The sequence below is a fragment of the uncultured Porphyromonas sp. genome, from assembly GCF_947254915.1.
Classification (GTDB): domain Bacteria; phylum Bacteroidota; class Bacteroidia; order Bacteroidales; family Porphyromonadaceae; genus Porphyromonas.
In genome coordinates, this window is the sequence record NZ_CAMYEZ010000051.1 from 1 (window position 1) to 13,329 (window position 13,329).

At 53.7% G+C, this 13,329-nt stretch carries 4 protein-coding genes, 1 pseudogene and 1 riboswitch; of the genes and pseudogenes, 4 read left to right on the forward strand and 1 reads right to left on the reverse strand.

Translation table 11 applies throughout. The annotated features are described in order from the left end of the window. Nucleotides 1-239: 239 nt before the first annotated feature. Complete coding sequence (locus Q0X57_RS04415; RefSeq protein WP_297728218.1) at nt 240-722, reverse strand: ferritin; 483 nt, start codon at nt 720-722, stop codon at nt 240-242. Nucleotides 723-1,281: 559 nt separating this feature from the next. Continuing rightward, nucleotides 1,282-1,499: riboswitch (cobalamin riboswitch) on the forward strand. 183 nt (nt 1,500-1,682) lie between these two features. On the opposite strand from Q0X57_RS04415, the gene Q0X57_RS04420 reads away from it, so the two are divergent. The 4 genes and pseudogenes from Q0X57_RS04420 to Q0X57_RS04435 all read left to right on the forward strand — a co-directional run. After that, complete coding sequence (locus Q0X57_RS04420; protein ID WP_297728221.1) at nt 1,683-2,792, forward strand: hypothetical protein; 1,110 nt, start codon at nt 1,683-1,685, stop codon at nt 2,790-2,792. A gap of 25 nt (nt 2,793-2,817) precedes the next feature. Further along, entirely contained in the window at nt 2,818-10,146 is a 7,329-nt protein-coding gene (locus Q0X57_RS04425) for a DUF4465 domain-containing protein (RefSeq protein WP_297728224.1), read from the forward strand. A gap of 538 nt (nt 10,147-10,684) precedes the next feature. Then, entirely contained in the window at nt 10,685-12,436 is a 1,752-nt protein-coding gene (locus Q0X57_RS04430) for a phospho-sugar mutase (protein ID WP_297728227.1), read from the forward strand. A gap of 20 nt (nt 12,437-12,456) precedes the next feature. Next, a pseudogene (locus Q0X57_RS04435) lies at nt 12,457-13,329 on the forward strand (hypothetical protein); the annotation flags it as partial.

Genomic DNA, 13,329 nt, shown 5'->3' on the forward strand with positions numbered 1-13,329 from the left:
GGCTTACGCCAGCTGAGTTACAGTCAGCCCCATTTGGCCACTCTGGTAACTGCCCCCTCGGTCGTCCAGATTGCTCTGTCAACGCCTTCGTGAGTGCAAAGGTACAAAAAACTTTTGTCTCTGCAACTGCCTAAGCACCTCAAATTGCTGAAAAGCATACGAGACATAGTAATCGGAGAGTTACCTCCCCCTTTCGGTACTATGCCTCATACGTCACTATATCATTGAGCGACTCTCTATTATCGCTGAGCGAGCTTTGCATTGACGAGATAGATACCCTTCTCACCAGCCATACGTAGCTGATCTATAATGCCGAGGACAGTGTTTTCCTCCTCAACCTGCTCATCGATATAGCGCTTAAAGAACGAGCTAGTAGCGTAGTCGCTAGCCTCTAGAGCCTCTTTATAGATATTGTGTATCAGCTCTGTGACGTGGCACTCGTGCTTGTAAGCTGCCTCAAAGAGCTCTAGGGGAGTGCCATGGTGCTGGGGCATCTCGGCTACACCCGTTAGCTGTGGGTGCCCAGAGCGTAGCTGTAGGTAGTGAGCGATCTCAAGGGCATGCTCGATTTCCTCGTGATACTGCTGGAGGAACCAATGAGCAAAGCCATCATAACCCTCTTCTTCCATCTGGAAGGACATTGAGAGGTAAAGGTATGCTGCGTGAAACTCTGCGTTAATTTGTGCGTTGACCAAAGTGGCCATCTTGTCGTTGATCTTCATACTGTTTTGATTTGAGTTTTACTTTGCGGACGTCTTCTTCATCCAACAGTGCAAATATAACAAATATTCTTCAGCTGTAGACTATTTGCACCTCGCAATTTCCGACATTGCGAGGTCTCAATCTGAAATTGCGCAAGGGCTGACGCATTATATCTAGGTAGTCTACTAACTACGCTTGACAACAACTCTGGGATATATGGATGGAGCCTGGTTTCATAGCGCTATCAATACTCATACACCTTTGCTAAGTCCAATATCTACCGAGGAATTTCCCAATAGCTCACGAGAATACGAAAATTCTCCACGGAGGGGCGAAATAAAACTTCGGAAGAATGAAATGAAACTTCGGAAGAATGAAATGAAACTTCGGAAGAATGAAATGAAAGTTCCGAAGATTTTTTCGTATCCTCGCAGGATAATCTAGAATATCTACGGAGGGATTTCCCGATTTCCTTCACCTTCAGATTTCTATCATAGAGACGTGGAGGCACTCGTCCTCTATAATGCCTCAGCCCTGCTCTGTGGCACAACTGTTTTTGTTGAGTTGATTGCTTTTAGTACCTTTGCTAGCGATTTTGGTTAGTGGAGAGGTGCGCCCCTCCACTCTAAGAGGGAATCAGGTGCAAATCCTGAGCAAACCCGTTGCTGTAAAGCTCCCCAAAGGCTAATGTGTCATCAACTTGATGAAGCCACTGCCCCGCTAACGTCACTCAGGGGTGGGAAGGATACACCTTAGCGAGCTAAGCCAGAAGACCTGCCACGATCCTTTTTCTATCAGTCTGCAACGTGGACTTTGCAGCACGATACGCTTGAGGCAAGGGGGCGCTCGTACGCTCTCTGGCACTGGATGACTAGGATAGGTGCTCCTAGTCCGTGGCTCTTTGAGCCGTTAAGTCGTAGAGTCGTAGAGTCTGCCACGCTGTACTGATACAGTATGTTAGTTCCCCTAGACTCTACGATATGAGATATATCTACTCACTTGTACTGCACGCCCTCACCTCTCTACTCCTCCTAGGGGTGGCGACACTCTCTGCTCAGGAGAGTCGCATCACGGAGGTGGTCGCTTACCACCCAGCTCCCGGACAATTTATGGGGAGCGAAGTGATGGCAAGCAAGGGTGTAACAACTTATCAAGAGCTACTCCAGCAAGCTCAGCGCATCCTCGTCCAGGATGGGCGCTTCCTCTCTCTCGGCGGGTGGGGTGGCTACATCATCGTTCGCATCCAGCCCGCATTGGTCAATCAGCCCAACCAAGCAGACTTTGCGATACAGGGCAATGCTTTCATCGGCAATGCGGAGCCAGGGATTATCTATGTGAGCCAAGATGCCAATGGTAACGGACTGGCGGACGACCCGTGGTACCGCATTCGTGGCAGCGAGGACTATCGGAGCAACCTGGACTACGCAATCACCTACTACAAGCCAAAAGACCCATACAACGACCCCATCGCTTGGAGCGACTCGGAGGGAGAGTCGGGACTCATACCGCGCAATAAGTACCACACGACAAATAGCTACTACCCGCTCTGGGAGGGTGACAAAGTAACCTTCTCGGGGGTCCGCCTACCGGACTGTATGAAGCAAGAGCATGAGGGAGGCCTTTGGGAGTCTCAGCCTTACGCTTATGGCTATGCGGACAATCACCCTAACGGTTCCTTGGGTAGTCACATTGATATAGACAGTGCGGTCAATGCTGCGGGTGAGCTGGTACACCTAGATCGTATCGACTTCCTCAAGGTGCAGACGGGCGTCCACCAGCAGACCGATGAGACGGGCGAAGTCTCGACCGAGTTTGCGGGCATCAAGCCCCTCGCCAAGGGCACCAGCATCACTTCCCCCACTACAGCGACACCAGCCGTGCATCTCTTCTATAGCGACAACCAGCTATATGTCGAGAGCGAAGTGACGGGTACGCTATACCTATATAATATAGATGGGCAACTCGTCCTGACGCACCCGCTCTCTGTGGGTAGCGAGACGGTCACTCTGCCCGCTATGAGCGATTGCTATGTCGCACTCTTACGCCTAGAGGGCGGAGCCCGTGCGACTTATCGTATATGCAGACAATAACAAACTATATATTCACTCAATTACTATGCAAAGAACAGTAACGACAACGCTCCTACTACTCTGCTGGTTACTTCTGCCACCGATCGTGTGGGGACAAGAGGACAACACGCTCTTGATGCCCACGTCGATCTATGGCAATAACGAGCATAAAGTGGGAGACACCCCGCTGATCCTCTACGATAGTGGAGGAGCCGATGGCAATGCCCAGGCAAACAAAGGAGGCAAGATTGTCTTCACGCCAGAGCAAGCAGGCAAATGTATTGAAATAGAGATACAGGAGCTTGCCTTAGCCAATCAAGACGAACTCTACATCCTCGAGGGCTATGTAGACTACAGTCCTTATAGAACTCCTAACGAGAGAGCCATTATTAGGAAGTTTGCCAAGGCGGACAGACCAACGCTTCCCCTCAAGCTTCGCTCCAGTGGCAAGTCCGGTCAGATAACGATCGGTAGCAAGACGAAGGCGAATCCAGGCGCAGGCTTTAAGATCATCGTACGCACGGTCGATCAGCCTGCAATCAAGATTGCCTCTATCCTAGAGGACAAGAGCGCTAGCCACGACCCCTACATCGGTGAGCAGTCGCTCATCGTCTCTAACCTCAAGATTACAACCGAGGGACTAGCCAAGGCTCCCAAGCTGACGGCTCTGCACTACAAGCTCAGCAACACAAAGCCGAGCGATATCACGGCGATATACCTCTACGAGGTGAACAGCCGTAAGCCCAAACAGCTAGACGCTGACAAGCTACTCGGCAAGACAACCGAAATCTCTGCCGAGGGTACGATCACACTCTCTAAGGAGTACACGCTCTCTGAGCCTAACCATGCTCTAGTTCTGGTCGTTGACCTCAAGAGCGACGTGGCGGCTGGTAGCCGTATCGATGTTGCTACGACGAAGCTCACGACGACTCTGGGCGATCACGCCGTAACGCTCCAAGAGCCTAAACCGCTCACCGTAGAGGATGCCTACGCGCTTGCTAAGACTCCGAAAACCTACACCGTAGGCAACAAGTCTCTGACACTATACGATGATGGTGGTAAGTATGAGCCGATCAGCGAGAAGTTTGACGGATACGCTGTCTTCAAGCCTGAGACCACTGGCAAGGTGATCCAGGTAGACTTTACAAAGCTAGATCTTTTTGGCTACTCTTCTATCAATCGTGCTGACCTCGTTGAGGTATACAATGGCTCAGCGGTCAATGCTGATAACCTCATCATCAAGCTCAACAAGGAGAAGGCTTACAAGGTAACTTCTACAGCTTCTGACGGGAGCCTAACGATCCGTCTCGTAACGAATACGGGGACTCCCAAGGCTGGCTTTGAGGCTCTAGTCTCTCAGATCGCTCCTCTGCCTATGGCGGTCGACTCGCTCTCGGGTAGAACCATTGAGGTCGACACTTTTGCGATGCCTATCAATGCAAGCGTCAAGAAGGTCGGCATGGTTGCCTTCACGCTCGTCGCTCAGGGAACCAAAGACCCTGTCACATTGCAGCGTCTAGACCTAAGCTCTATAAGCAAGAAGACAGACATCGCTCAGGTGGCTCTCTACTACAGCCCTATCGTAGATGACTTTACGAAGGCTAAGGAGATCGCTCGCTGGGACTTTGCCCAGGCACTCACCGCCACACTCCCCACACCTCAAGCACTGCGCGAGGGGGCTAACCACTTCTACCTAGTCGTAGACCTCCAGGAGACTGCGAGCAAGGGAGGCAAGGTCAACCTATCCATTGATAAGATCCACATCTCGTCAGGCGAGAAGACGCTACCCGAGCAGCAGCGCACCCGCACAGAGGCTCTAGAGGTAATGAATAAGATGGTGCTCACCCTCGGTAAGCATCATGTCAAGGTATACGAGCCTTGGGACTTTACGCCTCAGCTCAAGCACAGCCTTACCACGGGATATGACACCGACGCAGGCGAGCGTAGCGTCACCTTTGAGGCGACCGCTCCAGACAACGTCATCCAGCTAGACATCAATAAGTGGGACTTTTACTACACCTCCTGGGGTAGCAAGCCTACGCTCCGGATTTATGACGGTGAGGATGCCACAGCTCCTCTGCTCTTTGAGCTAAAGCCCAACAAGGATGCCTACAAGACGAAACCTGCCGACTACATCCGCTCTACGCAGAAGGCTCTGACCTTCGTCTTTGACGCTAAAGGTGGTTCCGGCTCGCTAGGCTGGCGTGGTCAGGTCAAGCAGTACCTGCCACAGGATATGAAGGTGGACTCAGCCGCTGCAAAGCAGATCGAGCTTCCCTTCATCGCTGTCGGCTCAGATCTGAACCCTGTCTTAGCTCTTGACATACATACGATCGGTGACCGCAAGCCGATCCTCGTAGATGGTCTCACGGTAGACCTCAAGGGTGGCGCTCCTCAGATCAAGCGTGTGGCTCTCTACGCTACTACGGCTGAGGGCACACTCGATGCGAACAAGCTCATCGCAGAGGCTCAGGTGGAGCCAATGATGAAAAGCGTCGACCTCCCAGCCGATGCACTAGCGCAAAACGGCACGCTGAAGGAGTTTGCCAATAACTATATCCTCGCAATAGACATTCGCAAGGATGCTCCATTAACAGAGAGTATAGACGTGGCTATCGCCAAGCTAACTGTATCTGGTAAGCCTATTACCGTCCGTGACGCTGATCCTAAGGGATCGTACAAGCTGGTCAACATCTTCAATCACCCAGCCTCAGGCGACAACAAAGTGGTGACCGTCACCACGCCCCTATCGTACTACGACGAGGGCGGTCCCGATGGCAAGGTGCTCAAGAACACAGGGTCGTACGTGACCTTCCTCCCAGCCCATGAAGGCGAGGTGGTAACCCTCACGATCGACTCAATAAATCTACGAAGAGCCACCTTCGGCATCTACTCTGGACGTGACCACACGGTCAAGAGCAAGCTGCTCTCCACAGGTGACAACAATATACTCAAGCAGACTGGTGTCAGAACCTTCACCTCGCAAGAGCAGGACGGCTCTCTGACGGTCTACTTCAAGGGTTCAGATACTTACACTTTCGGGTGGGCTGCTCGTGTAGAGAGCGTCAAGCCTCGCGACCTTTTTGTTGAGAAGGTCTCCGCCACGGCTCTCCCCGTAGACAAGCAGGGCATACTCTCGGGTAGCTCACTGCCCGCTGTACGCATCGACCTAACCACCGCTGGAGAGAAGGGCAAGACGACCCTCGAGAAGCTACAGCTAGAGATCTCTAGCGAAGGCATTAAGGAGCTCGCACTATACGCTACAGGAGCTATCAGTGAGTTTGATGAAGCTCATCTGATCGCAACGGTCAAGCCACAAACTACGCAGACGGAGGTCATCTTTAAGTTTGACCCCGCCGATATACTGAAGCTACCACGCACGCAGTACTACTGGGTCAAGGCTCAGCTCGCTGGCGACCTCAAGGTAGGTACTCCTATCTCGGTTGCCGCCAAGAGTGTGACCATCGGAGGTTCCAAGTACGATGTAAAGCAGGAGAAGCCCTTTGACACGAAGACGCGCAAGGGTGGACTCCAAGGCACGCTCCGTGTCGGCTCTAGCAGTGCTGCCTCCTACAAGAGTCTAGCTGCAGCCGCTAAGGATCTGACCAAGCAGGGAATCTCTGGCGCCGTCACCGTAGAGGTCGAGCCAGGTGAGTATCCCGAGGCAGTCCTCCTAGAGCGTATCCCTGGAGCTTCTGCCAAGAACAGCATCACCATCGTTGGTCTCGGCAACTCTCGTGACGAGGTCGTCCTCTCTGCCAATGGGTATAACAAGCCTACTGGAGACGATGCCCACCGACGTGCTTATGGTGTGATGACCGTACGCAATACCCCCTACGTGACGCTACGCAATATGACGATCCACTCAACAGACCTCGGCTTCCCAACGATGGTCTACGTACAGGAGAACTCGTCGCACTTCACGATGGATAATTGCCATGTCTACACCAAGAACACGAGCAATATGAACTACAACATGTCTCCAAGCCTTGTTAAGGTAGAGGGAGCTAGCAACCCACACGCACAGAGCTGTGATGTCTTGGTTGAGAACTCGCTCTTTGAGGGTGGACACATTGCTCTACAGATCGGTGGTACAACGACAGTTGCCAACCCCGTGGGTAAGGGCTACACGGTGCGCAACAACCGCTTCGTAGATCATAGCGGTAAGGCTATCTACGTCACACGTGCCTCCGAGGTACTTATCGAGGGCAACGAGATGGTACAGCAGATTGCTCCTCAGAGGGATTACAGCGGTATTGATGCGACCTTCCACACGGATGCTAAGATCATCGGCAACGACTTTGACCTAACACAGCCGAAAGCTTATAAACTCAGCAACCTCGTCGGTATCAATGTCCGTGAGGTACAAGGCGAGGGGCTACTCGTCGCCAACAATGTGATCCGCATCACACGTGGCTCTGCTACTAGCCGAGCTTTTGCAGCGAGCAATGTAACGGGACTGAACTTTGTCTTCAACACCGCTATAGCTCGTGAAGGCAAGAGTACAGCACTCCTCATGCTCAACAATACGATTGCCTCGTCTCTCATCTCAGACAATATCCTGCAGAACCGAGACGGTGGAAGCATCCTCTTTAGCAATCAACCGCTCCCCAACGAGCAGCTCACTTGCGACCGCAATGCGCTCTACACTTCTGACAGCAAGGGCGTACTCATCACCGCTAAGGGTAAGAAGTACGACGCAACCAACTATCAGCAGGCAACAAAGAGCACAGCATCCAAGGTCGTAGAGGTACCCTTCGTCTCTGACAAGGTGCTCTACCCGAAGGATATGACCGTACTGCCACAGGGTGCTCCGCACGCTGCTATCACAACGGACATCCTCGGCACAGCTCGTGACAAAGATCATCCGACCGTTGGTGCTTACGAGCAGGATCCTAATGTAACCGACGAGGCTCCTAAGCTAACCAACAAACAGGTGGTTCGTGCGCTACATCAGTCCGCTACGATCTCTGTCGAGCCGGATCAAATGACCGACGTCTACCTGATGACGATTGTAAAGGGCGAGGAGGCTCCAGACGCTGCGAAGATACGAGACAAGGGCAGACACTTCACCGCTCTTGGCAAGCATACGACTGAGTTTACCATCATGGGGCTAGAGCCTGAGACCACTTATGAGGTCTATGGACTTCTCCATGGTACGCTCAATAATAAGGATGCCGAGCCTGAGCTCCTCTTCACCTTTACTACCAGCTATATGCCTACACGAGTAGCTACCTTTGAGAAGGACAACCGCACCATAGAAGGTGATGTCGTCTACTCAGGGACCAATAGCTTCGCAGGAGTCAAGGTCGTCGAGGACTTCACCCGCTCACTCAATCAGATTGCTGAGATGGCGGGCGATAAGGTGACCATCACCGTGACCAACTCTAATGGCAAGATACCACAGCGAGGCTTCTCGCTCATGGCCGACCGCCCCGTCTATATGCGCATCGATGGCGGTACGCGTATCACGCTCCCCGCTACTGAGCAGGAGTGGGCATACGTAGACCTCGCTCAGAGAGGCGACATCCGTGAGGTGACCCTCGAGAGCCGTGGTAAGCTATGGATCGACGACTACAACGGCGACGCCCTCGCTATGCAGCTTGCAATCGCTCCCGTAAGCATCAATCTCGGGCAGCAGGCTCAGCTGACGGCTGAGGTGATCCGTGGCGTGGCTCCTTATAGCTACGAGTGGTCACAGGGCGACTCGCTACAGACTGTCTCCGTAGCTCCTACGCAGACGACACGCTACAGTGTCACTGTGACGGACGCTGCTGGTAGCCAAGTGACTGAGAGCGTCTATGTCTACGTCAATGGACTACACGGCGAGCCGATGGTGGCAACCTTTGAGGAGGAGCCACTCTCTAGCGAGGAGCCTTACAATCAGAAGGCACCATTCGGTAGTGGTTCGTTTGCTTTCTCCAACAGCTACAACGCTGAGTGGAAGAGCTGGAGCGGCTTTGCCCTAGCAGCTAGTGCCGATACAATCTACTCGGGCGACTTGACGCAGCAGTACAACAACGTCATCGGTGGCGGTCAGGAGCTGGAGGGTAAGTCCAAGCAGTATGCCGTGGCTTACTGCCCAGGTGATAATCCTGCATGGGGTACTTACAACCCCGTCGTCACGGTCATGCCTGGTAGCGACCGCAAGGTGCAGCTCGAGGGTGTCTATCTGACCAACACGGCCTGGGTCAAGAGCTTTGCTACCAGGGGCGACAAGAACTTCGGTCGTCCCGCCTTTGAGGAGGGGAGCTTCTTTATCGTGACCATCACGGCTGACAATGGTAAGAAGGTCGAGGTACCACTCATCGACTATCGCAATAAGAAGCGCGAAGTGGTCAACGACTGGAAGTGGGTCGACCTCTCCTCTCTCGGCGAGGTCAAGACGCTCAAGTTCTCCATCTTGTCGAGCGACAGCTATGCGCCTAGCTACTTTGCTATGGACAACCTGCACATCAAGCAGGATGCCTCTGCAAAGCCCGCCAAGGAGCAGATAGTGCTTGAGGTGATGGCAACAACCGAAACAACAGCGCAGGTACGCTGGCAGGCACTCCCCACGCAGGTGAGCTACACCGTAAGCTATCGTCCTGTAGGTGCTGACGCTAGTGCGACGCAGACGATGCGCCTCGATCCTACGCAGCAGCTCCGCTCACTAGAGCTTCGTGACGGCTACGTCTACACCACCCTCGAGGGGCTACAGATGGGTACACGCTATGAGGTCACCGTCGAGGCGACCATCATGCCCGCTATGCAGACGGTCGCTCAGGGTAAGACCACCTTCACGACTCAGGCTATTGATGGTAAGCTAGATGCTAAGCTCGTAGCAGGCTCACTGCAGGCTCAGAGCTTCTCTATCTCCTTTGCTACGATTGACAAGGCTGAGAGCTATACGGTTAATCTGGCTAAGGTGGACAAGGAGGGTAATACTAAGGCTGTCGATATCATCAGCATCGCTGCTGACGGCTCGCCTCTAGGCGAACTCTCACCACTCCAGGGTCCGCCCACGCTACAAGATGGTCGCATCACGCTACCGTTCGTTGATCTCAGCGAGCAGACCGCTTACCGTGTGACCGTCTCTGCTCGTCAGGGTGAGACGAAACTCTGCTCTGAGCAGCTCATCATCGTCACCCCACAGGCTACAGCCATCGACGCTATCGACGGCGAGACGGCACGTGTCGTAGCCACTCCCGAGGGTATCCTCGTGATGGGTCTACAGGGTGCGACCATCGAGCTGTATACAGCTAGCGGTGCTCAGATAGGTCGCTACCAGATCACCGAGCCTGAGCAACTCATCGCTGAGCAGCTCCAGTCTGGTATCTACATCGTCGCAGCCCACAAGGCAGACGCAGTACGTACCTTCCGACTGATCTTCTAGCGATAAGCTATACACGGAGCCTTAGCTCCACACGCTTCGTAGCCCCACTCGGTCCTCGTGCCGGGTGGGGCTACTGCTTGGTGCGGGGGGCTCTCCTACCCGCCCCAAACTCACTCCACAAGCGACAATAAGGAACACTATCCAAGTTTTCCAAAATCACTCCTCCGTAGGAAACTTATCTTTCCTCCATAGGAAACAGCCATCGTCCACGGAGGAATGAGAAAATTCTTCGGAACTTTGATTTCATTCTTCCGAAGTTTTATTTCATTCTTCCGAAGTTTTATATCCCGGCTCCGTGGAGAATATCCGTTTTCCACCGAGCTATTGGGAATTTCCTCGGTAGGCGCTACTCTGTATCGCTTATTTTGCTAACTTTGCTCCTACTGCGAGAGGTTAGCTAGTGCAAGCCATTTACGGTATATGGTGCGCCTTCTGACCACTCGCTACGAATCCCCAACGGCAGCACGGGTAGCGCTACAATAGGGCGCACGCAACCTGCCAACAATACTTTCAAACAATCTAACGACACAATAAAACTATGGCAACTTTATCACCCGAACTTATACAGCAAGCACAGGAGCGTGCCAAGCAGTGGCTCGAGCCCGCTTTCGATAGTGAGACACGTCAGCAAGTAGAGGCTCTCCTTGCGGCTGAGGACAAGACGCCTCTCGTGGAGGCTTTCTACCAAGTACTAGAGTTTGGCACGGGCGGCCTGCGAGGCATCATGGGCGCTGGTACCAACCGCATGAATAAGTACACCGTCGGTATGGCTACGCAGGGCTTGGCAAACTACCTCCTGCAGTGCTTCGCTGGCGAAGAGATCTCCGTAGCTATCGGCTACGATGGACGCAACAACAGCCCCTTCTTCGCTCAGACGACGGCTGACGTGCTCACGGCAAACGGCATCAAGGTCTACCTCTACGATGCGCTGCGCCCTACCCCGATGGTTTCCTATGCGATCCGTCAGCTGGGCTGCAAGAGTGGCGTCATGGTGACTGCCTCGCACAATCCCAAGGAGTACAACGGCTACAAGGTCTTCTGGAGCGACGGTGCTCAGATCATCGCCCCGCACGACAAGGCAATCGTCAATGAGGTGAAGAGCATCACAGACATTGACCAAGTGAAGTGGCAAGGCAATCCAGCACTCGTCGAGATGATCGGAGCCGAGATGGACGACCGCTTCATCCATGATGTCTGTACCCTATCGCTCTCGCCTGAGTCGGTGCAGCGTCACAGTGATATGGCGATCGTCTATACACCCATTCACGGTACTGGCGTACGTATCGTACCTCGTGCGCTAGAGGCTTTTGGCTTTAAGAATATCATCCATGTGCCAGAGCAAGATGTGATCGACGGCAACTTCCCGACGGTCATCTCGCCGAATCCCGAGGAGCCCGCAGCGATGAAGCTGGCGATGGAGCGTGCCGAGGCTACGGGCGCTGATCTCGTCCTAGCGAGTGACCCTGATGGTGACCGCATCGGTGTCGCTGTGCGCAACGAGCAGGGTGAGCTACACCTGATCAATGGTAATCAGATCTGCGCCCTCCTGACCTACTACACGATAGCCCGCCGCAAGGAGATGGGCGACCTGCGTCCCGATGACTTTGTGGTCAAGACGATTGTGACCACGGAGCTGATCCCCGCCATTGCCAAGGACTACGGTGTAGAGTGCATGGACTGCTACACAGGCTTTAAGTGGATCGCCAACGAGGTGCGTGAGCAGGAGGGCAAGCGCCGCTACATAGGTGGTGGCGAGGAGAGCTACGGCTACCTCTGGGAGACCTTCGTACGAGACAAGAGTTCGGTGTCAGCTTGCTCTATCTTTGCAGAGCTGACGGCATGGGCACTGGACAAGGGGTTGACCATTGATAAGCTTTTGGAGAAGATTTACAACGAGCATGGCTACTTCCTTGAGAAGGGCATCAGCGTAGTGCGCAAAGGCATCAAGGGCGCTCAGGAGATTAGCCAGATGATGGCCGACTACCGCTCCAACCCGATGAAGGAGCTGGCGGGCAGTCCCGTGGTGAAGATACTAGACTATCAGTCGCTCGAGGGTAAGTGTCTCAAGAGTGGCGAGACCTTCCCAATCAAGATGCCTGCGACCAGCAATGTGCTACAATACCACACGGCGGACGGAACGGTCCTCTCGATACGTCCCTCAGGTACGGAGCCTAAGATCAAGTACTACATTGGGGTCACCTACAAGCGTGGCACTGACCCTGCCTGCGACAATCCCGAGCAACTACTCCGTGATCGTATCCAGGCGATACGTGAGCAGCTAAGTATCTAAGAGCAGGTACACATTATTATATGGTTACAGACGACATCTACCGGCTCCTCTCTGAGCATCAGATCGCCCAAGCTGTCAAGCTACTAGGCGAGCAGATGCAGTCTCACGTGCGTATCCCCGTGGAGCAACGCGACCGCTACCACTCGGCAAAGCGTATCCTAGAGACGATGCTACAATACCTAGAGTCTCCGATACAAGACCCTGAGCTGGTGACGAACTACAGCTACCTGCTCCGGACGCTCTATGAGGTGACTGATGCACTACGAGATACGGAGTGGGTGGCTCAGTCGCCTCAATACGAGAAGCAATCAAACTACTACGCTCTACTGCTAGACAATGGAGGACTCGCAATGGTTGTCGAGCAACTGACGCTCCAGTCGAACCTCGCAACGGTTGACCGACCACGCTACGACGAACTGGTCAAGCGCCTCACGATGGGGCTCCTCTATACGCAGGAGTGGAGCGACGAGGTGGCCACTGCGCTAGACCAGCTAGACGACTACATACAGCAGGCAGCTCTCACGGCTGTCACCCTAGCCTTGCTACGCTCGTGGCACTGGGGCAAGCTCTGCTGGCTACTTGCTAAGCTGATGGAGACACGAGGCGAACAGACGATGGTGCGCATTCGTGCTGTCGTCGGGGTGCTCCTCGTCGGCGAACTATACAGTAGCCGTCTGGCACTCTATGAGGAGCAGCTTCCCTACAAGCCTCAGCAGATCGGCGAGGCGATTACCCTCGAGGAGTACGACATGATCTGGAGCCACCGTCTCCGCATGAAGTACACGCCACAAGTGGTGGAGTATGTGCAGAAGCTCTTCGGACGCTTCAACAGCCCAGAGTTTCAGCAGCGCTTTCAGGAGATTATCTCTTCGACGGGCGACAGTGAGGAGCCA